Genomic DNA, 22,970 nt, shown 5'->3' on the forward strand with positions numbered 1-22,970 from the left:
AGGGCTGGGAACGCCACGCCGACGACGTCGCCATGATGAAACACTTGACGCAATTCGTCAAGTGTCCGATACTGGCGAGGCGACGGCAGGGGGCCGTCGACGTGACCGACATCAGCCAAGGCCGCCGCGGCGCGCCTCGTGTGGACAAGGGGTACCACCACCGTGAAGAGACTCACTGCAGGCGTCCGTCTGACCGCAGCAGCTGCGCTGGCCGCGGCGACGGTCGCCCTGGCGGCGATGCCGGCCGCTGCCGGGTCGGCGCCGTCCGGCGACCCGATCCGCATCGGATGGGCGAACACCGACGAAGGCGGCTACTCGTTTCCGGGGATGACCGCCGGCGCCGAAGCCGCCGTCGCCTACGTGAACGCCAACGGCGGCATCAACAGTCGGCCGATCGAGCTCGTCTCCTGCGTGATGGCCGGCGACGAGGCGTCGTCGGCGGCGTGCGGACAGCAGCTCGGCAACGACATGTCGCTCACGGCGATCGCCGCCGGCATCAACCTCTTCAGCGGGCCGTTCTTCCAGGCGACGTCGGGTCAAGGCTGGACGGTCGTCGGCGCCGTCCCGCTGACCGCCGCCGACTTCGCCGCTCCCGGCGTGGTCTTCTGGAACTCGGGCGTTCTGGGACAGATCGGCGCCGCCGCGGCGTACGTCACGCAGCTGCCCGACGTCGCGAGTGTCGCGGTCGTGTACGACGACAACCCTGCCGCCGCCGGTGCTGCCCAGCAGATCGTCGATGCGGCCGAAGCGGCCGGTCTCACGGTCACGTCCGTCCCTGTGCCGGTCGGCGCTGCCGACTTCACGGTTCCCATCACCGCTGCTGGCGCCGAAGGCGCCGACGTCTTCATGCTCATGGTCGACCAGCGCGGCTGCATCGCGGCGGCCGGCGCGATCAGCCAGCTCGGGCTCGACAGCACCGTGGTCGGCACCGCCCCCTGCGCGGACGACTCGGTGATCGAGTCCGCCGGCGATCAGGTCGACGGCTGGTACTTCGCCGACGGCGGCTCGAACGCCCGGCTCGGCAGCGGTGTCGACCCGGAGGTGGACGAGTACCTCGAGCAGTTCGCGACCCACGGCGAGGGTGCGCCGACGCAGTCGTTCGCCTCGTACGGCTGGGGCACGATCCTCGCTCTCGCCGACGTGCTCGGCGGCCTCGGTGACGCGCTGGACCAGGAGTCCGTCAACGCTGCGGTGTCGGCGTTCACCGGTCCGGTGCCGCTCGGTGCCCGCACCGTGTCGTGCCCGGGACCGGTCATCCCGGCCGTGTGCACCGGAGAGGGGCGCATCTTCCAGATCGTCGGCGACGTGGTCGTCGATGCCAACAACGGCGAGGTCATCGACCCGACCGCTGCTCCGGCCGTCGCCTCGGCACCGGCGGGATCTGCTACTCCGGGCACCACGGCTGACCAGTGACACCGCAACGGCTCGACGACGGATCGATGGATGCCGTGACCGCCGGGTTGCCGGTTCTCCACGCGCTCCGGGTGAAGGGATTCGCCGGCGCCGGTGCGGTCGCCGAGGCGACGGGTCTCGACCTCGCTGTGGTCGAGACGCGGCTGGAGGCTGCCGTCGCCGCTGGGCAGGCGACCCGCCGCGACGGGATGGTGAGCGGATGGCGGCTCACCGCCGACGGTCGCGAGGTGCACGCCGCCCTGCTCGCCGAGGAGCTGGCGGCGCTCGACGCCGCGGCGCTCGGCGCTGCGTACGAGGGGTTCGTCGCCCTCAACGAGCCGTTCAAGGTGCTGTGCACGCGCTGGCAGACCGATGGGCAGCCCCCGGCGTGCATCGGCGAGCTCGCCGTCATCCACGCATCGGCGCTGCGTGTCGTGGCCGCTGCTGCCGAGCCGGCGCCTCGGTTCGCCAGCTACGAGCAGCGGTTCGTTGCCGCGCTCGACCGCCTCCGAGCGGGCGACACGTCGGCGTTCACCGCACCGTTGACCGGGAGCTACCACGACGTCTGGATGGAGCTCCATCACGACCTGCTGCTGACGCTCGACCGGCAACGAGACGCTGCCGACGGCGACTGAACCGGGGTATCCCGATCAGACCCGAACGAGCCCGAGTTCCTACGATCGTCGGGTGCCTGACGCCTCCGAAGTCGCCCCCGCCGCTCCTGTCGACGTTCCTGTCGACGTTCCTGTCGACGTTCCTGTCGATATGGACCGCCTCGCCGCCTGGATGGACGAGCGGGGACTCGGGTCCGGTCCGCTCACTCACATCGAACTGCTCGCCGGAGGGACGCAGAACGTGCTCGTGCGGTTCACGCGCGACGGTCGCAGCTACGTGTTGCGCCACCCGCCGATCCACAAGCGCGACAACAGCGACGAGACGATGCGGCGCGAGGCCCGAGTGCTCGCCGCCCTGGCCGGCAGCGAGGTTCCCCACCCCGGGCTGATCGCTGCTGAGCCGGGGCTCGACGTGCTCGGCTCGGCCTTCTACCTGATGGAGCCGATCGAGGGCGTCAACGTCACCGTCGAGATGCCCGAACCCCTCGCCTCGTCGGCCGAGCTGCAGCGGTCGATGGGCCTGTCCATGCCGGCGGCGATCGCCGCCCTCGGCACGGTCGACCCGGTCGCGGCCGGGCTCGCCGATCTCGGACGGTCGGAAGGGTGGCTCGAACGGCAGGTGCCGCGCTGGCGCAAGCAGCTCGACTCGTATGCCCAGTTCGAGGGCTACGGCGGGCCCGACATCCCCGGCGTCGATCAGGTGGCCGCGTGGCTCGAGGCGCACCGTCCGACCGAGATGCGCATCGGGATCATCCACGGCGACTTCCACTTCGCCAACGTCCTCATCGATCCGGTCGCCGGTGTGGTGTCGGCGGTGGTCGACTGGGAGCTGGCGACGATCGGCCATCCGCTGCTCGATCTCGGGCATCTCCTGGCGACGTGGCCGGGCGCGAGCGCGGTCAACGTGACCCCGGTCGGCTCGAGCTACCTGCCCTCGACCGACGAGGTCATCGCCCGCTATGGGGAGCTGACCGGGTGGGACCTCGCCGATCTGCCCTGGTTCCGCGTGCTCGCCTGCTACCGCCTCGGCATCATCCTCGAAGGCAGCAACGCCCGGGCCGACGCCGGTCTCGCGCCGCGCGAGATCGGCGACCGTCTCCACGAGCACACGGTCGGGTTGTTCGAGCAAGCCCTCCGGCTCGTCGGTGATTGATACATCTGCATTAATGTCGCCCGCATGGCATGGGACTTCGAAACCGACCTTGAGTACCAGGCCCAGCTCGACTGGGCCGACCGCTTCGTGCGTGAGGAGGTCGAGCCGCTGAGTCACGTGCTCGGCGATCCCTACGACAAGAGCGACAAGCGGGCGATGGCGATCGTCCGGCCGCTGCAGGAGCAGGTCCGCGAGCACGGCCTGTGGGCCTGCCACCTCGGGCCCGAGCTGGGCGGACCCGGCTATGGCCAGGTGAAGCTCGCGCTCCTCAACGAGATCCTCGGCCGCGCCAGCTGGGCGCCGTCGGTGTTCGGCTGCCAGGCGCCGGACTCGGGCAACGCCGAGATCCTCGCCCACTACGGCACGGACGAGCAGAAGGCCCGGTACCTCCAGCCGCTGCTCGACGGTGAGATCTCCTCGTGCTACTCGATGACCGAGCCGCACGCCGGCGCCGACCCGACGTTGTTCGTCACCCGCGCCGAACGCGATGGCGACCAGTGGGTGATCAACGGTGAGAAGTGGTTCTCGTCCAACGCCCGCTTCGCCAGCTTCTACATCGTGATGGCGGTGACGAACCCTGACGTCAGCGCCTACCAGGGCATGTCGATGTTCATCGTCCCCGCCGAGACGCCGGGTGTGGAGATCGTGCGCAACGTCGGGCTCGGCACCGAGCCCGAGGAGGAGGGCTCGCACGGCTACGTGCGCTACAACGACGTGCGCGTGCCGGCCGATCACGTCCTCGGCGGGGAGGGGCAGGCATTCGTCATCGCCCAGACCCGTCTCGGTGGCGGGCGCATCCACCACGCCATGCGGACGATCGCCATGACCAAGCAGGCCTTCGACATGATGTGCCAGCGCGCCGTATCCCGCCAGACCCGCACCGGTCCACTGGCCTCGCTGCAGATGACGCAGGAGAAGGTCGCCGACAGCTGGATCGAGATCGAGCAGTTCCGCCTCCTCGTGCTGCGCACGGCGTGGCTGATCGACAAGTACCAGGATTACCGGCGGGTTCGTGGCGACATCTCGGCGGTCAAGGTGGCGATGGCCAAGGTGGCCCACGACGTGGTGCTACGGGCGATGCACCTCCACGGCTCGATCGGCCTGTCGAACGAGATGCCGTTCTCGCGGATGATGGTGACGGCCGAGATGCTCGCCCTCGCCGACGGACCGACCGAGGTGCACAAGGTGACGCTCGCCCGCCAGATCCTCAAGCAGTACACGCCGTCGGAGGACCTCTTCCCCGAGTACCACCTACTGCGGCGCCGTGAGGCTGCCCAGGCGAAGTTCGCCGAGCTGCTCGAGCACGAGGTGGCGCAGTACTGATGAGCGCGTACACGGACGCCGCCTACGACCTGACGGGCCAGGTCGCCGTCGTCACCGGCGGCTCACGCGGTCTCGGCCGCGAGATGTGCCTGGAGTTCGCCCGGCACGGCGCCAGCGTGGTGATCGCCAGCCGGAAGATCGACTCCTGTGAGGCGCTCGCCGCCGAGGTCGCCGCCGACGAGTCGATTCCCGCTGGAGTCGAGACCCTCCCCATCGCCTGCCACGTCGGGCGCTGGGACGACTGCAACGCGCTCGTCGCGGCGACGCTCGAGCGATTCGGCCGGCTCGACGTGCTGGTGAACAACGCCGGCATGTCGCCGCTCTACCCATCGCTCGGAGCGATCAGCGAAGACCTGTACGACAAGGTGTTCGACGTCAACCTCAAGGGACCGTTCCGGCTGTCGGCGCTCGCCGCCGAGCACATGCAGGCCAACGGCGGCGGCCGCATCATCAACGTGAGCAGCATCGCCGCCAAGCAGCCCTCGGACCGAGAGGTGCCCTACGCCATGGCCAAGGCCGGCCTCAACGCCCTCACCGTCGCCCTCGCCCACATGTTCGGGCCCACGGTGCGGGTCAACGGCATCATGCCCGGCGCGTTCCTCACCGACATCTCCAAGGCGTGGGATCTCGCGGCGTTCAACGAGCGGGCCAAGGAGTTCCCGCTGCAGCGGGGCGGCGAGCCCCACGAGATCATCGGTGCGGCGCTGTACCTGGCCACCAACGCGTCGAGCTACACGACCGGTTCCGTCCTCAAGGTGGACGGCGGGGTGGTGTGGTCGCCGTAGGCGATCGGGGCAGGCGCGTCGCCGTAGGCGATCGGGGCAGGCGCGTCGCCGTAGGCGATCGGGGCAAGCGCGTCGCCGTGGGCGACGCGACTCGGGAGCGGCTGCTCCGCACCGCGGAGCGGCTGCTCGCCGAACACGGGATCGACGGTGTGAGCCTGCGGGAGATCACACGCGAGTCGGGCGCCCGCAACGTGCGGGCGATCCAGTACCACTTCTCCGACCGGGACGGCCTCATCCGGGCCGTGCTCGGCCGGCACGCGCCCGACGTCGACATCGCACGCGACGAACTGCTCGATCGCTGGGAGGCCGACGGGGCCGACGGACTGCGCGGTCTCGCCGGCGCCCTCGTCCGTCCATGGGCGGCCAAGCTCACCGATCCCGACGGCGGCCCGGAGTACCTCCAGATCTATGGCGACGCGCTGACACGACCGGACCCGCTGTTCGATCTGGCGCAGATCGGGGAGCCCGGTACGTCGCTCCATCGGTGGCGCATGTTGATCGAGCCCATGCTCGACGCCGACGCGATCCGCCTCCACCGGAGGTTCATGGCGATCCTGCACACGATCACGGAGCTGGCCCGACGCGCCCGCGCCGAACGCGAGGGCGATCATCGCCTGTTCGTCAGCTCGCTCGTGGACAACGTCACGGCGATCCTCGCCGCGCCTCCCTCGGACGAGACCCGCTCCCTCCTCCGCCACCGCCGTCGCTGACCTCGCCTCGCGCGGTGAGAGTGCCTGGGAGGTGAGCGGAAAGGGCGTGCGAGCCGGAGGTCCGTCCGCTGGTCGCCGTCCCAACCGGAGGGTAAATACCGGACGCTTCGGTGGGGTATTTACCCTCCCGTTCGTACCTGTCGGTGTCCCCGCGGCGAGAGAGTGCCCGGGAGTACGCGGATCGTGACCATCCACCGGCCGTGCGTATGGCCCGTGCTCTTGTGACAGGAGACGACCATCTACCCGACGGGGGAGGTCACCGACATGATCCACATCACCCACCGCCTCACGACAACCAGATGCCCTACCCACTCACCCCTGGCACATCCCGTCAGGTCGCGGTCGTGGTCAGATCAGCAGCGAGCGCAGGGCGGCGATGCGGTCGTCGTCGACGCCGATCGACGACGCGTATCCGGCGGCGCCTCCCCACTCGGCGTCGAGGCGGCCGAGGAAGTGGCGCATCGTGCCCGCCTTGGCCTGGAAGCTGAACACCGGAAGCTGCTTGGCCAGCTCGTCGAAGCTGGCGGCTCCGGTGAGGCGCAGGACGATGGCCGGGACGCGCTCCTCGGTGAGGGCGTAGTCGGCGATGATCTCTTCGCGGTCGGCGCCGGCCAGATCGAGCAGCAGCGCAGCCAGGACACCCGTGCGGTCCTTGCCGGCCGAGCAGTGGAACAGGCCCGGTACGCCGTCGACGTCGGCGAGCGCGGTGAGCGCCGACCGGAACGCTGGCGCCCCGAGCTCGAGGAGCTCCACGTACCCGTCGCCCATGATCACGTCGGTGTCGTCGCCGCGCTCGAACGCCGCACTGCGGGCGTCCCGCCGGTGGGAGAGGGCCTCGGCCGGGATCACCTCGACCTCGGTGTACGACAGCGCCGTGAGCGTGCCGAGCGGGCCGCGACCGCGTTCGGCCCGCTCTGTGGACGAGCGCAGGTCGATCACGTGGCGCAGGCCGAACGTGCTGGCGAGCAACTCGACGTCGATCGGGGTGAGCGCGTCGAGTGCGTCGGCCCGAAGGAGGCGGCCATGGCGAGTGACGCCGCCGCCGGTGAGGCCGATGCCGCCGAGGTCGCGCACGTTGTGAGCGCCCTCCATGGCCAGCCAACGGGACGCGGTCGCCTGATCGGTCAGCTCGGTCATGCCCGTGACCGTACAGGGATGATTCCCGCCGGCGCTCGCCGGAGAGCGCCTCAGAGCCGTTGTGACAGCTCGCCGACGAGGTTGCCGAGCCGGCGCTCGCCATCGGGGGTCTGGCCGCCCTGGTCGAGGAACGCCTGCATCGCCCGGCGGGACTCGGGCCGGGGCAGGAGTTCGCCGAAACGCTGGGTCTCGCGGGCGACGTGCTCGGCGACTTGGATGTCGGCGTCGCGAACCGAGGCCTTGGCTGCGGCGACCGCGGCGTCCGGGAATCCGGCGATGCGCTCGGCGAGGGCGGTGACGAACCCGGTCAACTCGCCCGACGGGAGGAGCCGGTTCACCAGACCCCACCGTTCCGCTGTGACGGCGTCAACGTCCACGCAGCCGAGGACCATCTCCATTGCCCGGGCCGAGCCGATCAGCCGGGGGAGCCGCGCCGTGCCGCCGCCACCCGGCAGGATCCCGATGGCCACCTCCGGCTGGTTGAACACGGCGTCGGGTCCGGCGAAACGCATGTCGCAGGCGAGGGCGATCTCCGAGCCGCCTCCGCCGACGCGCCCGTCGAGCTCGGCGATCGTCACTTTCGGCATCGTGCGGAGCTGCTCGCACAGCCGGTCGAACGCACTGAGTGTGGCGGGCGCCTCCGGCAACGGCTCCATAGCGAGGATCGCCTCGACGTCGTAGTGGGCGGCGAACCACTCCGGATTGGCGGAGGACAGCACGATCGCTCGGACGGCGGGATCGGCCTCCGCGGCGCGGACGGCGTCACGAAGGGCGACGAAGACGTCGACCGTGATGAGGTTGATCGGCGGATGGTCGATGACGATGCGGGCGACGCCGCGCTCGGCGAGCAGTCGGATCATCCGAGCACCCTATGACCGCGCGATCGGCGACGCCGGACCCGGCAGCTGACCCCGAGCCAGGGGATGGCTAGCGTTGCGCCGATGACCGGCAGAACCGTCCTTGCCGCCGCGATCGCCGTCGCCGGGATCGCCTTCGGGTCCGCCGCAGGCGCAACGGCGCCGCCGGACGATTCCACGCCCTCTGCTCCCGCTGACGACACGCACACGGGCGGGGTCGTCGGAGCCTGGAACGTCGTGATGATCGGATCCGAAGACGTGTCGGCCCTGGGCGCGTTCGTCGAGTTCACCGACGACGGCGAGGTGCAAGGGTTCGGCGGCGTCAACTCGTTCCACGGCCCCTACACCGAGGGCGACGGATCAGTCGAGTTCGGTGCCGTGGCGGCGACGCTGATGGCCGGACCGGAGCCGGCGATGCAGGCGGAGCAGGCGCTACTCAACGTCCTGAGCGGCGTCCAGCCGGTCGCGATCGCCGATGACGTGCTCATCGTCGGATCGGGCGATGGCGCCGTCGAACTCCACCGGATCACGCCAGCCGGAGCCGACTCCATCGTCACCATCAACGGCACGGTCACCTATCGAGAGCGCATCGCGCTGCCCCCCGACGCGGTCGTCATCGTGCAGGTGAACGACGTGTCGGTGGCCGACGCACCGGCCGTCCTGCTCGCCGAGACGACCATCGTGCCGACCCACCAGGTGCCGATCCCCTACGCCATCGCCGTGTCGACGTCGGCGTTCGAAGCCGGGCACACCTACTCGTTGTCGATCCGGATCTCGGTCGGCGACCAGCTGCTCTTCGTGTCCGACGAGAGCCTTCCGGTGACCAGCGAACCAGCGGTGCAGACGACCGACGTCGTCCTGGTCAGCGCCGGCTCCTGATCCGCTCACAGCTCGCGGACCGCCCGGTGACCGGGGGTGTTCCGCGGTGGTCGGCGCGGTCTGGGCGTCGGCATGACGGGGTAGGGGAGAGCCCATGCTCACCCCACCTCGTCATCAGCCCCGACACCTCGGCGCGTCACCGTCGTCGGCGACGCGCAGGCCGGCGCGTCGCATCGTCGGAGCCACGGCGGTGGTGTGTCTGTTCGGGCTCTCCGCCGCCGCGTGCGGCGACGATGACGACGGCACTCCGAGCGAGCAGCAGAGTCCCGGCCCGACGGGAGCCAACCAGACGCCGGAGGGCAACGTCGACGTCACGAACTCGATCGCCGAACCCGAGGTGCAGGGCAGCAATCTCGGGGAACTGAGTTCGCAGGCGCCGTACAACTCGTAGGACACTCGTACCCGGAGACCTCGTCGAGCCGGTTGGCGGTCATCCGAGGCGGGTACCCGATCGCCATGGCCACCAGCCCGGCGGAGCACCCGTCGGCCCAGCCGTTCGTGCCCGAGACCCGGTCGCTCCGCACGCTCAGCGAGGCCGCCGCCGCGTGCCGCGGCTGCGCGCTGTTCGAACACGCGACGCAGACGGTGTTCGGGAACGGTCGAAGGAATGCGGTCGTGGTGCTCGTCGGTGAACAGCCGGGCGATGTCGAGGACCGCAAAGGCCGGTGCTTCGTCGGCCCGGCCGGCCGCGTCCTGTGGCGTTGCGTGGAGGAGGCGGCGATACCGAGGGAGGCGATCTACGTGACCAACGCGGTCAAGCACTTCAAGTTCGAGCAACGGGGCAAGAGGCGGATCCATCAACGTCCGTCCGCGGCCGAGATCGACGCCTGCCTGCCCTGGCTGTCGGCCGAGCTGGCGATCCTCCGGCCACCCGTGATCGTCGCTCTCGGCACCGTCGCCCTGCGCTCGCTGCTCGGCCGCCCGCTGACGATCGACGCCGCCCGCGAGCAAGAGCTCACGCTCGGAGACGCCCACCTCGTCGCCACCTATCACCCGTCGGCCGTGCTCCGCGCCGACGACCCCCCACCGATCGAGGCGGCGCTGACCGAAGACCTCCGCCGCTCGTGGCAACTCGCCCGCCGTGAAGGCGGCGGAGCACGCGCGAACGCTGCGGCATCGTGATGCCCACCATCGGCTATCACGCATCGCACGAGCAGCACGCGCCGAGCGACCTCGTCCGCTGCGTGGTGGCGGCCGAGAGTGCCGGCTTCGACGCGGCGATGTGTAGCGACCACTTCGCGCCGTGGAGCGCACGACAGGGTCATTCTGGTCACGCGTGGGCGTGGCTCGGCGCGGCGATGCAGGCCACGTTGCTCCCCTTCGGCCTGGTCACCGCGCCCGGTCAGCGCTACCACCCGGCGGTCACGGCGCAGGCGATCGCCACGCTCGCCGAGATGTTCCCGGAGCGGTTGTGGGTGGCGCTCGGGAGCGGGGAGAACCTCAACGAGCACATCACCGGCGACCGCTGGCCCTGCAAGGAGCTGCGCGACATGAGGCTCGACGAGTGTGCGGAGGTCATCGGCCGCCTGCTGGCCGGTGAGACGGTGACGCACCGGGGCCTCGTGCGCGTCGACCGGGCGAGCATCTGGAGCCTGCCCGAGTCGCGGCCGCCGGTCTTCGCCGCGGCCGTGAGCCCTGAGACCGCCCGACGCGTTGCCTCGTGGGCTGCGGGATTGATCACCGTGTCTCAGCCGCTCCCTGCGCTGCGGCGGACGATCGAGGCGTTCCGCGACGTGGCGGGTCCCGAGCGCCCGGTGTTCATCCAGGCGCACCTGTCCTGGGCGCCCACCACGGAGGAGGCGGTCGAGGTGGCATACCACCAGTGGCGCAACGGGCTGGTGCCGCCCGGACCGGCATGGGATCTCGCCCTCCCCGACGACTTCGACGAGGCGGTCGCCGGCGTCGACCGCGACGAGATCCGCTCGGTCGTCCACGTGTCGCCCGACCTGGCGCAGCACGTCGAGTGGATCGGTTCTCTGATGTCGCTCGAGCCGGCGGCCATCTTCCTCCACCACGTCGGCCCAGACCAGGAGCGGTTCATCGACGTGTTCGGCGCCGAGGTGCTCCCGCGGTGCCGATGACGAGTGAGCCCGAGCTCACCGACCTGTGGTGGAAGAACGCCGTCGTCTACTGCCTCGACGTCGAGACGTTTGCCGACACCGACGGCGACGGCCACGGGGACCTGACGGGGTTGATCGACCGCCTCGGGTACCTCGTCGATCTCGGCGTGACGTGCCTGTGGCTGATGCCGTTCCACCCGTCGCCCCACCTCGACGACGGGTACGACGTCACCGATCACTACGGCGTCGATCCACGCTTCGGATCGCTCGGCGACTTCGCCGTGCTGGTGCGGGTGGCCAAGGCGTGCGGGCTGCGCGTGATCATCGACCTCGTCGTCAACCACACTTCGACCCAACACCCGTGGTTCCGGGCGGCGCGGCGAAGCCGGACGTCGCGGTTCCGCGACTACTACGTGTGGAGTGATCGCAAGCGAGCGCCCAAGCAGCCGACCGTCTTCCCCGGCGAGGAGGACGACGTGTGGACGTGGGACGAACAGGCCGGTCAGTACTACCTGCACCACTTCTACAGTCACCAGCCCGAGGTCAATCTCGCCAACCGTGCGGTGGTCGAGGAGATCGCCAAGATCATGGGGTTCTGGCTGCAGCTCGGCGTCGACGGCTTCCGCGTCGACGCCGTGCCGTTCCTCATCGAGCCGGACTCGATGCCCCCGGAACTGGCCAGCGATCCCCACCGCCTCCTTCGTGACCTCCGGCGCTTCCTCTCCCGCCGCCGTGGTGACGCCGTGCTCCTCGGTGAGGTCAACCTGCCACCGAAGGCGGCGGTCGAGTACTTCGGGCGGGAGGGCGACGAGATGCAGCTCCTGTTGAACTTCCCGGTGATGCAGGCGACCTACCTGTCGCTCGCTCGCGGCCGTGCCGGGCCCCTCGCCACGGCGTTGCGGCGTCAGCCTCGCCCTCCCGACGACTCGCAGTGGGCGAACTTCCTCCGGAGCCACGACGAGGTGACCCTGGACCAGCTCAGCGACCGAGAGCGCGAGGACGTGTTCGCGGCGTTCGGTCCGGACGAGCAGATGCGTATCTACGGCCGTGGCCTGCGCCGGCGTCTCCCGCCGATGCTCGGTGGCGACCCCCGACGGATCCGCATGGCCTACAGCCTGCTCCTCACGATGCCCGGAGTGCCCGTGCTGTTCTACGGCGAGGAGATCGGGATGGGCGAGAACCTCGAGGTTCCCGGCCGGCTCAGCGTCCGCACGCCGATGCAGTGGAGCGACGATCGAAATGCCGGCTTCTCGACGGCGGCGCCGTCACGGCTCACCCGCCCCGTGGTCGTCGGCCCGTTCGGGCCACTCGCCGTCAACGTCGCCGACCAACAAGGCGATGACGACTCGATGCTGTCGTGGATGTCGAAGGCGATCCGGCTCCGGCGGGCCCTCCCCGAGCTCGGCTGGGGCGAGCCCGAGGTTCTGCGCACCGATCACCCGGGAATCCTCGCCCATCTCTGTCGCTGGCATGATCACGCCACCTTGGCGGTGCACAACTTCTGCCAGGAGGCCTTCTCCGTGCGCATCGCACGGGGCCAGTGCCGCTGGGAGGAGTCGATCCGGGACGTCTTCGGGAGCGGGAGCGACGAGATCCGCCGCGTCGGTGACGACCTGGAGCTCACCGTCGGGGCGTACGGGTACCGCTGGCTGAGGCTCGGCGAGTCGGCCGGCGACACCGCCCCGTGACCGAGCGTCGTGCTTGGTCGGGCAGCGATGCGGGTACGCCCGGTTCGTGCCGGCCGTCCTGGACTACCACGTCGAAGCCGTCGACGGGCCGGCGGGCCGGCTCGCCGACGTGGTGGGGAGCAGTCCGACGGCCGACGGTGCCGTCTCGGGCATCCTCGTCGTCGATGTGGGCGGGGAGCGGTTTCGAGCCGTCCCCGGCAGTCGGATCGACGACATCGACGTCGCCGACCGAATCGTTCACATCCGTTGCCGACGCGACGAGGTGATCCGCGCTCCGGAGGTGGATCCCGGCGGCGTGGAAGACGTCGGCCTGCTACTCGTCCTGGTGGTCGCGCACTACTTCCGCCGTCGATGGGTCGGCGACGAAGTCGGCGAGCAGGGCGGCGTGATCTGACGGGCGTTCGCCACCGCGTTCGGTGTGATCGATCCACGTGGTCGCCAGGCGGGCTGCCAGCCCGCGGTCGGCGAGCAGCAGATCGATCCTCATGCCCAGGTTGCGTTCGTAGTGGAACCCGTGCCGCCAGAACGTGAAGCGACGCTCGTGGGCACCCCACCGGCGGGCATCGAGATCGACCAGCCCAGCTGACACCAGCCGGTCCAGAGCCTCTCGCTCTGCGCTCGACACGTGCGTGTGACCGGCGAACGGTGCTGGATGGAACACATCGCTGTTGGTCGGCGCGACGTTGAAATCTCCACCCACGATCAAGGAGCCTTCGTCCAGCCAGCGCGCCACCTGGTCCTCGAGCGCTTCGAGGAACGCCAGCTTGTACTCGTAGTGCCAATGGCCGATCTCTCGACCGTGGGGCACGTAGACGCTGACGAGACGCGTCGGCGATGGTGCCTGGGTGACGGCGGAGATGAGACGCGGTTCCCGATCGAGGTGCTCGTCACCGAAGTCGGACGACGCGACGACCGAGGTGAGCTCGCGCGTCGATGCGATCGCCACCCCGTTGTAGGCCCCGGTGCCGGCGTGAACGACGTGGTAGCCGAGCGCTTCGAGAACCTTCGTGGCCGACGGAGAGATCGTGGCGGACTTCGTCTCCTGCAGGAGCACGACGTCGGCGCCCGTCCGCTCGAGGAATCGGCGCAACGCCGCGGCTCTGACGTTCAGCGAGTTGACGTTCCATGTGGCGACGCGGAAGTGCCCATCAGCCGGACCGGTCGGAGACATCGACGGACGCAGCGCCAAGGCCGCTTCACGCCGCCGGCGGCGGGCCTCGCGCTCCGAGTTGGTCGGCATCAGCGCCGCCGTCCCGACGGGTTCCTGACGGCGTCGTTCACCCGGTGTCGATACCCCCGGGCGGGCGCCCCGCAGACGCGGGGTCCCGCGCCCACTCAGCGACGTCGTCGGAGGGCGAGGGCTGCGGCTCGGTGCCGCCGGGTACCCAACGTCATGCCCGCAGTCCAGGACGAGCGGTTGCTCACGACGCTGAAGCGCACGGCGGCTGCACTGCGCGACGCCGGTGTGCCCTTTGCCCTCGCCGGAGGGATGGCGGCGTGGGCACGGGGCGGTCCGCCCACCGAGAAGGACATCGACGTCTTCGTCCGCGAGCAGGACGCAGACGCTGCACTCCGAGCGTTGACGGCGGTGGGCATGACGACGGAGATCCCGCCCGAGGGGTGGCTGGTGAAGGCCTTCGACGACGGCGTTCTCGTGGACGTGATCTTCCGGCCGTCGGGAGTCGAGGTGGACGACACGTTGCTGTGCGCCTGCGACGTGATGCAGGTCAGCGCCGTGGAGATGCGAGTCCTCCCGGTCGACGACCTGCTCACGAGCAAGCTGCTCGCGCTGTCCGAGCACGTGCTCGACCTCGGTCCGGTGCTGGAGATCTCACGAGCGCTTCGCGAGCAGGTGAACTGGCTCGCCGTTCGCAAACGGACGCGGTCGAGCCCGTTCGCGCGCGCCTTCTTCGCCCTGCTCGACGAGCTCGACATCGTCCAGGGAGGGGTCGCAGGCGACGACGGGGGCGCCCGGTGAGCCGGCCCTGTTCCGATCACGTGCTGACCCACATCCGCGACGCCCTGGCCACCGACGGCCGGGTCGGCGAGCTCGGCCTCGAGGTGCGCTGCCTCGCTCGTGACGGCTACGAGGAGATCGTGATCGGCGGCGCGGTCAGTACGGCCGAGCGCAAGTCCCATGTCGTCGAGGTGGCCGCCGAGATGCTCGCCGAACTCGAGATCGACTGCGTCGTCGTGGACGACACGGTCCTCACCCCCGTGGCGCGACCCGAGCCCGGAGCAACGGAGACGTTGTGATCCGCATCGCTGCCGTCGGCGACGTCCATGTCGGCACCGACGGCCCGCCCGAGGGGCTACGGGCGAAGCTTGCCCAGGTGAACGACGATGCCGACGTCTTGCTCGTCGCCGGCGACCTCACCAAGTGCGGAACGCCGGAGGAGGCCGGACGGTTCCTCGACGAGTTCACCGAGGTCGCCGTGCCGATCGTCGCTGTCCTCGGCAACCACGATCACCACGCCGGCCGGCCCGACGACGTCGCGCGCCGCCTCGCCGACCACGGGATCATCGTGCTCGACGGCGACGAGGTCGTGCTGACGGTGGGCGGGTATCGGCTCGGGATCGCAGGGATCAAGGGCTTCGGCGGCGGCTTCGCCGGCGCGTCTGCCACGGCATTCGGCGAGGCCGAGATCAAGGCGTTCGTCCACCACTCGGAGCACGTCGCCCGCCGCCTCTCCGACGCCCTTGCACGTCTCGCCGAGGCGGGCTGCGACCGGCGGGTGGCGCTGACTCACTACTCACCCAGTCCGGACACATTGGCCGGCGAGCGACTCGAGCTCTTCCCCTTCCTCGGCAGCCAGCACCTTGCCGAGGCGGTCGACGTCGGCGGCGCCGATCTCGCCATCCACGGACACGCGCACATGGGCACCGAACGCGGCCGCACGCCGGGAGGAGTGCCGGTCCGCAACGTCGCGATGCCGGTGATCCGCGCCGCCTATCGCGTGTACGAACTGGCCGTGCCGATGCCGGTCGCGCCGGCTGACGAGCATGACGCGTCTGCCGTTCGCCACGTGGGGTAGTTCACGTCCATGAGTGACACCTCTTCTCGTTCCGATGACGCCGAGCAGCCCGACCAGCCCGAACAACCCGACGACATGCGCGAGGCGGATGTCGCCAACGGCGAGAATCCCGACGCCGGCGGCAACCGCACCGGTGAGGACGAGGCTCGCAAGAACCGCGAGAACGATCCGCCGGCCTGACCGACAGACCACTAGAGCCGCGGGAGGGTCTGACGGCGCCCGACGAGGGGGGCGAGGGGATCACCGGCCTCCTCGATGCGTTCGGCCACGTTGTGGAGACGCCAGCGGTTCGGTCGCAGCTCTGGGTCGTCGAGTTCGCCCCACCTGATCGGTACCGACACGGGCCCGCCCAGACCAGGGCGGGCGCTCCACGGCGCGACCAGCGTCTTGTTGATGGCGTTCTGGGTGTAGTCGAGTCGCATCTTGCCGGCCCGCTCGCTCACGTGCCATCGCCAACTGACCAACTCGGGAATCATCGCACCGATCGTCCTCGACACCCTTTCGACCCAGGTGCGGGTCTCCTCGAACGTGTACCGGTCGGCCACCGGCACCCAGATCTGGATGCCGCGCCGTCCGGTCACCTTGGGCATCGCCTGGACGCCGAGGTGCTCCAGCGCCGTGCGGTGGAGTCTCGCCGCGGCGAGGACATCGGCCCACCGTGTGCGCTCGCCGGGGTCGATGTCGAACAGCGCCCACGTCGGTCGGTGCGGGTGGTCGGCCGTTGACGTCCACGGGTGCAGCTCGATCGCGCCGAAGTTGGCGACCCACGGAAGGGCGGCCGGTGTGTCGAGAACGAGATACACCTCGGTCTCGCCGGCGTCCGCGTCCCGGTTTCGCCAGCGGGTGATCCAATCGGGTGCGTGATCGGGAGCGGCCTTGTGCCAGAACCCCGGCTTGCTCACGCCGTCCGGGTAACGATGCGGGTTCACCGGCCGACCGGCGAGGTACGGCAGCATCACCGGCGCCATTCGGGCGTAGTGGCGGATGAGGTCGCGCTTGGTCAGCGACCGGTACGGCCCGCGGCCGGGGAACATCACCTTGTCGAGGTTCGTGAGCCGGAGCTCATGACCGGCGAACGCCCACGTGCCCGACGTCGGGAGGTCGTCGAGGGCGTCGAGCTCATCGGCGCTCGGCGCCGACCAGACGTCGTGAGACGACCAGGTGGCCGCCGGCGCGTCGCGGACCTGGTCGTTGGTGCGTCCGGACTTGACGGAGTGGGGATGCTGCTCGGGGTCCCATCCGGCGACGGCGTGGTCGTCGTGCTTCTTGAAGAGCATCCACGACCGGTCGTCCTGCCCTCGGCGGACGAGGGCGAAGCGGCCTGCGAGCTTGATGCCGGCGACGTCGAAGTGGAGGTCCCCGCGGCGCAGGGCGCGTTGGGGGTCGGTCCCCGGTGCCGGCGTCCACGTTCCCCAGTCCCAGACGATGACATCACCGCCGCCGTATTCGCCGGCGGGGATGGTTCCCTCGAAGTCGAAGTAGTCCAGCGGGTGATCTTCGACGTGGGCGGCGAGGCGCTTGACGTCGGCGTCGAGCGTCGGGCCCTTCGGCACCGCCCAGCTCACGAGCACGCCGTCGAGCTCGAGGCGAAGGTCGTAGTGCAGGCGCCGGGCCCGGTGACGCTGCACGACGAACCGATGACCGTCGGGAGTGGGAGCGCTCGAGCCCGACGGTTCCGGTGTCTTGGCGAAGTCTCGCTTGGCGCGGTAGGAGCGCAGCTTCGGCGACCCGGACGGCGCGGCAGCGGCGGCCATGGCTCTGTCTACCCGGTCACTCGGGTCCGCAGTGCCGCGCCGAACTCCGATCGTCGGGTCACGTCCGGGCACTCGCGCCGTCGAAGAGACCGAGCCGGTCGCGCAGGTCGGCGGCGTCGTGGACGGCATGGCCGTACCAGTCGTTGTTGAAGTAGGCGAACACGTCGACACCGTCGTCGAGCACGGGCCCGAGGCGATCGGCCCACGACTGCAGCCGAGCGGGTCCGTACGACCCGTGATACGGGCGACGAAGCGCGTCGGGTCCGTGGAATCGCACGTAGGTCCAGCCCGTCGTCAGCAGGAACGGATGGTCGGCGAGGAGATCGTGGACGCACAGCGCTGCCGAGTGCCGGCGCAGGGTCTCGAACACGTCGTCGTGCAACCAGGACGGCTCGCGCAGCTCCACGGCCCACCGCGTCGTGGGCGGGGCCACGGAGAGGAACTCGTCCAGCCGGTCGACGTTGCGCTTCCACCGCGGTGGAAGCTGGACGAGCGTGGGACCGAGGTGGTCTCCGAGGCGCTCGGTCCGGTCCAGGTGATTGGGCAGCCACGAAGCGGCATCGCGCAGTTTCATCCGGTGAGACCCGAAGGCCCCGAGCTTGACGGCGTACACGAAGTTCGGCGCCGCGGCGGCCGCCCACTTCTCGACGGTTGACGGTGCCGGTAGCCGGTAGAACGTCGAGTTGAGCTCTACGGTGTCGAACAACGTCTGGTAGTGCTCGAACCAGCGTCGTTGGGGAAGGCCCTCGGGGTAGACGATCCCTCGCCAGTCGTTGTATTGCCACCCCGAGCAACCGACCCGGAGCTCTCCGCGATCAACGGACATGGATGGCGGGACCTCCTCGAACGCCGGCGCCGCCGGCAGGAATCACGGCTCGATCGTCCACCGTCTCCCGTACCCATCACCGTCCGGCCCCAACCTCGCACTCGCCGCCACTCTGGTGACGCCTTCGCCGGCGCCGCCGCGTGGGCATCGGCGCATGGCGCACCGACAAACAGCACGGATCAGAGGGAGTTGGGACCCTCCACCTGGGTGGTCTGAGGGTCGATCCCGTGGCCCCCGGCGGCGAGCGTGGCGGTGAACTCGGACTCCGGGGTCGTGCGGCGCGACACGGGCAAGGCGGCGTCCTCGCTTTGCGTGCTCTTCGTCGAGGCCGGCCGATCCGCACCGTGGACCGCGGCGCCGCCGATGTCGGACGGCGTTGCGATCTCGACGTCGGCGTGCAACGGGGGTGTCGGCGCCCCGGCCCCGTCGCTGATCCCTCCGAACAGCTCGGCGAGCGCCTCGTGGGCGGACCTGAGCGGTCGCCACCCGAGCTCGGAGATCGCGCGAGTCGTGTCGAGCAGTGGAAGCCGCATCACGAGGTCGATCAGACCTGGCTCCACCGGCGCGGCGTGGACACGCCAGGCCGCGGCCACGGCGCCGCGCACCAACGGGAGCGGCACGTCGATCTTCCGCGTGCCGAGCGTCTCGGCGAGGACCGTGGCGTCGATGACACCGTCGGCCGCCAAGTTGAACGCCCCGCGATGGCGGCCGAGCGCGCAGGTGACGAACGCCTCGGCGGCGTCGGCGGTGTGCAACGCCTGGAACCGCAGCCCCCTCGGGAGGGGGACGATCGGCAGGAATCCGTGGTCGAAGAGGCGGCGCGGCAGGAACCGCCCCCCGAAGATCCGTCGCTGCTCGCTCGCCGATCGCCGTTGGAACATGAAGGCCGGCCGCAGTCGCGCCACGCGGATGTGGGGATGGACCACCTCGAACTCGTCGAGGATGCGCTCGACGTAAGCCTTCTCCCGACCGTAGATCGCCGTCGGCGTGGTGTGGGTCGGCCACGACTCGTCGACCGGCCGGTCGTCGGCCGGCGGTGGCGAGTAGGCGCCGACCGACGAGGAGTAGACGAACGAGGGCACGCCCGCCGCCGCCACTGCGTCGAGGACACGGACCGTGCCGATGACGTTGGTCTGCCAGGTGGTGATCGGCCGATGGGTCGGCTGGAACCGCCAGGCCAGGTGGATGACGGCGTCGGCTCCGGCGAACTGTGCGGCGAGCGAGTCGGCGGCGATGTCAGCGGCGACGTGCTCGGTCTTTGGCGGTGACGTGTCCGGTTGACGACGAGCGATTGCGATGACCTCGTCGACGTCGGGATGCTGTGACAGCGCCGACACGACTGCGGTCCCCACATTGCCGGTCGCGCCCGTGACGGCGACGCGCATCAGGCCGACTCTCGCTGGTTGTCGACGCGATCGCGGACGGTACGCAGGATGGTCATGACGCCTCCCGTTCGTGTTCAGGCGTTGGCCAGCAACTACCCGTCCCACGCGCTGTTGATCCGCAGCGCTGCGTGCAGACCGAGACCACGCCTCCCCTCCGCGGGCCCTCGTGCCGGGGTCGGTATCGTCGGGCGGTGGCCGACGTGCTCGCCGACGAACCGCTGCTCCTCGCGCTGATCGTCGTCGGCCTGGGCGCCGGCATCGGCGCCGTCCGTGTGAAGGGCCTGTCGCTGGGGCCCGCCGCTGCGCTGCTCGTCGGCCTCGCCGCGGGGGCGATCGACGAGTCGTGGAGCGAGGCAGCCGGGCTGGAGCTGCTCCGGGAGTTCGGGTTGGTGTTGTTCACGTACACCGTCGGGCTGGCATCGGGACCGTCGTTCGCCAACGGGGTGCGGAGAGGCGGTGCCGCGGCGATCGGGACGACCGTGGTGCTGGTGGCCGCGCTGGGCGCGGCAAGCGCCGGCCTTGCCGCGCTGTTGAACCTGACGCCGGCCGATCGAGCCGGTCTGTTCGCCGGAGTGTCGACGAACACGCCGGCGCTGCAGGCGGCGAGCGACGGACTCGAGTCGGGGGACCCGGTCGTCGCCTACTCGCTGGCCTATCCGACGGCGGTGATCGCGATGTTGGTGATGACGACGCTCGTGCTGATCCGCCGGCCGCCCCTGCCGGTCCGACTGGAGGTCCCGACGGCGCCTCGTCCGGAGCGAATCATCAACTGGACCGTCGTGGTGACCGCCGCCGGCCTTCCCACGCTCGCCGAGCTCCGTCAGCGGCACCGGGGCCTGGGCTTCTCACGGATCGGGCGGGACGGTGCGGTGCGCGTGGCGACCGAAGAGCAGCGGCTCGAACCCGGTGACGTCGTCGTGGTCGTCGGTCCCGAGTCGACCGTGCAGGCGTTCACCCGGGAGGCCGGGCAGCGCAGCGACGTTCACCTGCCGCTCGATCGGGGCACCATCGACTTCCGGCGGATCCTGGTCTCCAACCGGCAGTTGGCCGGCCGCCGGCTCGCTGATCTCGACCTGACGCACCGCTACGGCGTGGTCGCGACGCGCGTCCGGCGCGGTGACGACGACATCGTGGCCGCCGAGGACTTCGAGCTCGGCCTCGGCGATCGGGTCCGGATCGTCGGTCCGACCGATCGTTTGGTGGAGGTCGCCCGGCTGTTCGGTGACTCGGAACGGCGCCTGGCCGAGATCGACGCCGTCGGTCTCGCCCTCGGGGCGGCGGCGGGCATCGCCCTCGGCAAGGTATCGATCGGCGTCGGGCCCCTCGATCTCGGACTCGGCATCGGCGGCGGCCCACTGGTGGTCGGCCTGGTGCTGGGCGTGGTCGCCCGCAGCGGACCGATCACCTGGCAGATCCCCCATGCCGCCAACCAACTGTTGCGGCAGGTCGGGATCCTGTTGTTCCTGGCCTGCGCCGGACTCGCGTCGGGAAGCGCGTTCGCCGACGCCGTCGTCACCCGCCACGGCCTCGAGGTCGCCGCCGCCGGTGTGGTCCTCGGTGGGCTCTTCGCCGCGATCATCCCCCTCGTGCTCGTCGTCGCGGTGCGCAGGGACTCGGTGGAGACGGCCGGGATGCTGGCCGGCATCGAGACCCAGCCGGCGGCGCTCGCCTACGGATTGGAACGCAGCGGCGACGAGCGTCTCAGCCAGGCCTACGCGCTGGTGTTCCCGGTCGCCATGATCGCCAAGCTCATCGTGGTCCAGTTCCTCGTGTGAACTCGGGCGGCCGTGGTAGGGCCGTCGGCTGGGGCCACGCCGCCCGGACCACGCGGCGACCTGACGTGATCGCCGCATCCAAGCGGATGTATCGATCGGCGGCGACCGCCCACGAGGCGATTCCGAGGCGGTCGAGCGCAGCAAGCTCCGTCGCATCCGTGACCTCTGACGCCCGGCCCACCATCAGGACGCTCCAGCCGCTGCTGGTGTCGACGTCGGCGTGATCCACCTCGAAGCACACCACCTCACCCCGCCCGATGGCGTCGAGCTTGCTTCCTGCGACCGTGCGGAACACGACGGTGCGCTGGTCGACCGCGTAGGCGACCGGCAGGATCGCCGGGAGCGCCCCGATGCTGAGCCCGATCCTGCCGAGCCACGCGGTTGCGAGCAGTGAAAGACACTCGTCCTCGGCGAGTACTTCGAGTCCGTTGCGGTCCACCCGACCATGCTGGGCCGAATCGCCGGCGGCGGGTAGGGCCGAATGTCCCACGCGTCGGCGCTCGCGGGTCGCGTTCATCGACGCGTTCGCACGTCACGCTCGGAGTCGGCGATCACCCGGGGTTGAGTTGATCGACCCGCTTGAAGAACGTCTGGGCGAACGCCAGCAGCTGGCCGTCGCTCGGATGATCCACGGTCTCGACGCCGACGATGCGATCTGCCGTTGCCCGGTGACGGTCGCGGAGGTAGGTCTCGAGGGCGGTCTTCGCCGTGCCGGGCCCGACCACCAGGATCTCGTTCACCTCGCGAAGCTCTCCGGCGATCTGGTCGAAGAACTCGTGGTCGTCGGCGACGCGTCCCGACCCGACGGCACCCTCCTTCCGGTGCAGGCGTTCCCGCGGCCGCTCGCTCTGGAGCTTGACCGTGTCCTGGCGGTCCAGCGAGAAGCCGATCACGGTCGCTTCCCGATGGTCGATCCAGACGATGGCATGGACGTGGCGCATTTGTCACCTCTCTGTCGTGGCGAGCTCACGCACGACTGCGCTCATGGAGACTCCTGGGCTCCAGCGTGGCCGACGCGGTCGAACCCGACCAGAGGCGAAGGTCCCGCGCCGGGCGTGGCACCCACGGTTGGCGACGGAGCCCTACGTCGGCGCGAGAACCGAGATGCCGCTGACCGAACGTGCCGCGAGATCGCCGTCGCTCGCCGAGCCGGCATCTCCTGGCGGTCGGCTGCAGAGGACCTCGCGCCCGCTGACGACGTTGGTCAGCAACTGCACCGTGGTGCCTCGCGCACCGTGTCGCCAAGGCCGGCCGGGAACGACGAGTGATGGTGCGGAGATGTGAAGCGGGCCGACCACGTTCACGCTCCATCCGGTGCCGGCGACGAAGTCGACATCGTCGGCTTCGAAACACACGACATGACCGGCATGGGCCGCCGCCGTCAGGAGGCGGCCGCTCGTCTCGAACTCGACGGCGTCACCGACCGTGCGGTACACGACAGGAACGATGACCGGCAACGCTCGGTCGGAGAGCGCGACCCGTCCGAGCGACTTGGTCTGCAGGAGAGCGAGACAAGCGTCTCGTTCCAGGGTGCGGGTCGTCGTCCATTGCTTCACTACGATCAGGTTGCTCCGGCGGGGTGGGACGTCGTAGGGCC

At 70.2% G+C, this 22,970-nt stretch carries 26 protein-coding genes; 17 read left to right on the top strand and 9 right to left on the bottom strand.

Annotated elements, in window-relative coordinates; all coding sequences use genetic code 11:
* Positions 1-162: 162 nt before the first annotated feature.
* The 6 genes from DN771_RS01785 to DN771_RS01810 all read left to right on the top strand — a co-directional run bounded on the left by DN771_RS01785 (position 163) and on the right by DN771_RS01810 (position 5,977).
* Positions 163-1,413 carry an ABC transporter substrate-binding protein gene (locus tag DN771_RS01785; protein ID WP_162941429.1) on the top strand — a complete coding sequence of 417 codons (1,251 nt, stop codon included), beginning with the start codon at positions 163-165 and terminating at the stop codon, positions 1,411-1,413.
* A gap of 26 nt (positions 1,414-1,439) precedes the next feature.
* Positions 1,440-2,027 carry a MarR family transcriptional regulator gene (locus DN771_RS01790; protein WP_162941430.1) on the top strand — a complete coding sequence of 196 codons (588 nt, stop codon included), beginning with the start codon at positions 1,440-1,442 and terminating at the stop codon, positions 2,025-2,027.
* A 130-nt stretch (positions 2,028-2,157) separates the two neighbouring features.
* Positions 2,158-3,159, top strand: coding sequence for a phosphotransferase family protein (locus DN771_RS01795; protein WP_116995595.1), 1,002 nt, complete (start codon positions 2,158-2,160; stop codon positions 3,157-3,159).
* Between the two features lie 24 nt (positions 3,160-3,183).
* Positions 3,184-4,482 (top strand): acyl-CoA dehydrogenase family protein, encoded by a 1,299-nt coding sequence (locus tag DN771_RS01800; protein ID WP_116995596.1) that lies wholly within the window; start codon positions 3,184-3,186, stop codon positions 4,480-4,482.
* Positions 4,482-5,267, top strand: coding sequence for an SDR family NAD(P)-dependent oxidoreductase (locus tag DN771_RS01805; protein WP_116995597.1), 786 nt, complete (start codon positions 4,482-4,484; stop codon positions 5,265-5,267). Before DN771_RS01800 ends, DN771_RS01805 begins: the two co-directional genes overlap by 1 nt.
* A 77-nt stretch (positions 5,268-5,344) precedes the next feature.
* Positions 5,345-5,977, top strand: coding sequence for a TetR/AcrR family transcriptional regulator (locus tag DN771_RS01810; RefSeq protein ID WP_116995598.1), 633 nt, complete (start codon positions 5,345-5,347; stop codon positions 5,975-5,977).
* Between the two features lie 348 nt (positions 5,978-6,325).
* Here the strand turns inward: DN771_RS01810 and DN771_RS01815 are convergent, their stop codons facing one another.
* Positions 6,326-7,114 (bottom strand): tyrosine-protein phosphatase, encoded by a 789-nt coding sequence (locus tag DN771_RS01815; RefSeq protein ID WP_116995599.1) that lies wholly within the window; start codon positions 7,112-7,114, stop codon positions 6,326-6,328.
* Positions 7,115-7,164: 50 nt separating this feature from the next.
* Complete coding sequence (locus DN771_RS01820) at positions 7,165-7,974, bottom strand: enoyl-CoA hydratase/isomerase family protein (protein ID WP_116995600.1); 810 nt, start codon at positions 7,972-7,974, stop codon at positions 7,165-7,167.
* 81 nt (positions 7,975-8,055) lie between these two features.
* Here DN771_RS01820 and DN771_RS01825 point away from each other — a divergent pair, with 81 nt between their 5' ends.
* The 6 genes from DN771_RS01825 to DN771_RS01850 all read left to right on the top strand — a co-directional run bounded on the left by DN771_RS01825 (position 8,056) and on the right by DN771_RS01850 (position 12,992).
* Complete coding sequence (locus DN771_RS01825) at positions 8,056-8,850, top strand: YbaY family lipoprotein (protein WP_162941431.1); 795 nt, start codon at positions 8,056-8,058, stop codon at positions 8,848-8,850.
* A gap of 94 nt (positions 8,851-8,944) precedes the next feature.
* Positions 8,945-9,241 (top strand): hypothetical protein, encoded by a 297-nt coding sequence (locus DN771_RS01830; protein WP_116995602.1) that lies wholly within the window; start codon positions 8,945-8,947, stop codon positions 9,239-9,241.
* Between the two features lie 65 nt (positions 9,242-9,306).
* A complete protein-coding gene (locus DN771_RS01835; protein WP_116995771.1) occupies positions 9,307-9,972 on the top strand; it encodes a UdgX family uracil-DNA binding protein in 666 nt (221 codons plus the stop codon).
* Entirely contained in the window at positions 9,972-10,931 is a 960-nt protein-coding gene (locus DN771_RS01840; protein WP_116995603.1) for a TIGR03885 family FMN-dependent LLM class oxidoreductase, read from the top strand. The genes DN771_RS01835 and DN771_RS01840 overlap by 1 nt, the downstream gene beginning before the upstream one ends.
* Positions 10,928-12,598, top strand: a complete 1,671-nt coding sequence (locus DN771_RS01845) for an alpha-amylase family protein (protein ID WP_116995772.1) — start codon at positions 10,928-10,930, stop codon at positions 12,596-12,598. Before DN771_RS01840 ends, DN771_RS01845 begins: the two co-directional genes overlap by 4 nt.
* A 46-nt stretch (positions 12,599-12,644) precedes the next feature.
* Entirely contained in the window at positions 12,645-12,992 is a 348-nt protein-coding gene (locus tag DN771_RS01850; protein WP_116995604.1) for a hypothetical protein, read from the top strand.
* Here the strand turns inward: DN771_RS01850 and DN771_RS01855 are convergent.
* On the bottom strand, positions 12,912-13,838 hold the full coding sequence (locus DN771_RS01855) for an exodeoxyribonuclease III (RefSeq protein ID WP_116995605.1): 927 nt from the start codon (positions 13,836-13,838) through the stop codon (positions 12,912-12,914). The two genes, DN771_RS01850 and DN771_RS01855, sit on opposite strands and share 81 nt — an antisense overlap.
* A gap of 153 nt (positions 13,839-13,991) precedes the next feature.
* On the opposite strand from DN771_RS01855, the gene DN771_RS01860 reads away from it, so the two are divergent.
* The 4 genes from DN771_RS01860 to DN771_RS29135 are packed head-to-tail and all read left to right on the top strand — an operon-like array spanning position 13,992 to position 15,813.
* Complete coding sequence (locus tag DN771_RS01860; protein WP_116995606.1) at positions 13,992-14,576, top strand: nucleotidyltransferase; 585 nt, start codon at positions 13,992-13,994, stop codon at positions 14,574-14,576.
* Entirely contained in the window at positions 14,573-14,854 is a 282-nt protein-coding gene (locus DN771_RS01865) for a hypothetical protein (protein ID WP_162941432.1), read from the top strand. The genes DN771_RS01860 and DN771_RS01865 overlap by 4 nt, the downstream gene beginning before the upstream one ends.
* Complete coding sequence (locus tag DN771_RS01870; RefSeq protein WP_116995608.1) at positions 14,851-15,633, top strand: metallophosphoesterase family protein; 783 nt, start codon at positions 14,851-14,853, stop codon at positions 15,631-15,633. Before DN771_RS01865 ends, DN771_RS01870 begins: the two co-directional genes overlap by 4 nt.
* Before the next feature lie 9 nt (positions 15,634-15,642).
* A complete protein-coding gene (locus tag DN771_RS29135) occupies positions 15,643-15,813 on the top strand; it encodes a hypothetical protein (RefSeq protein WP_162941433.1) in 171 nt (56 codons plus the stop codon).
* An 11-nt stretch (positions 15,814-15,824) separates the two neighbouring features.
* On the opposite strand, the gene ligD is transcribed toward DN771_RS29135, so the two are convergent.
* From ligD to DN771_RS01885, 3 genes are all read right to left on the bottom strand, one after another.
* Positions 15,825-17,387, bottom strand: a complete 1,563-nt coding sequence (ligD, locus tag DN771_RS01875) for a non-homologous end-joining DNA ligase (RefSeq protein ID WP_116995609.1) — start codon at positions 17,385-17,387, stop codon at positions 15,825-15,827.
* 58 nt (positions 17,388-17,445) lie between these two features.
* On the bottom strand, positions 17,446-18,213 hold the full coding sequence (locus tag DN771_RS01880) for a DUF72 domain-containing protein (RefSeq protein WP_116995610.1): 768 nt from the start codon (positions 18,211-18,213) through the stop codon (positions 17,446-17,448).
* Between the two features lie 179 nt (positions 18,214-18,392).
* Positions 18,393-19,598 (bottom strand): NAD-dependent epimerase/dehydratase family protein, encoded by a 1,206-nt coding sequence (locus DN771_RS01885; RefSeq protein ID WP_116995611.1) that lies wholly within the window; start codon positions 19,596-19,598, stop codon positions 18,393-18,395.
* A 191-nt stretch (positions 19,599-19,789) separates the two neighbouring features.
* Here DN771_RS01885 and DN771_RS01890 point away from each other — a divergent pair, with 191 nt between their 5' ends.
* Positions 19,790-21,373: an aspartate-alanine antiporter-like transporter gene (locus tag DN771_RS01890; RefSeq protein WP_162941434.1), complete on the top strand. Its 1,584-nt coding sequence runs from the start codon at positions 19,790-19,792 to the stop codon at positions 21,371-21,373.
* Here DN771_RS01890 and DN771_RS01895 read toward each other — a convergent pair.
* The 3 genes from DN771_RS01895 to DN771_RS01905 form a co-directional block, all read right to left on the bottom strand.
* Positions 21,348-21,812, bottom strand: coding sequence for a pyridoxamine 5'-phosphate oxidase family protein (locus DN771_RS01895; protein ID WP_162941435.1), 465 nt, complete (start codon positions 21,810-21,812; stop codon positions 21,348-21,350). The genes DN771_RS01890 and DN771_RS01895 overlap by 26 nt on opposite strands.
* Positions 21,813-21,924: 112 nt before the next feature.
* Entirely contained in the window at positions 21,925-22,314 is a 390-nt protein-coding gene (locus DN771_RS01900) for a translational machinery protein (RefSeq protein ID WP_116995614.1), read from the bottom strand.
* A 141-nt stretch (positions 22,315-22,455) separates the two neighbouring features.
* Complete coding sequence (locus DN771_RS01905) at positions 22,456-22,929, bottom strand: pyridoxamine 5'-phosphate oxidase family protein (protein ID WP_162941436.1); 474 nt, start codon at positions 22,927-22,929, stop codon at positions 22,456-22,458.
* Positions 22,930-22,970 lie beyond the last annotated feature (41 nt).

This window comes from Desertimonas flava (assembly GCF_003426815.1).
GTDB lineage: Bacteria > Actinomycetota > Acidimicrobiia > Acidimicrobiales > Ilumatobacteraceae > Desertimonas > Desertimonas flava.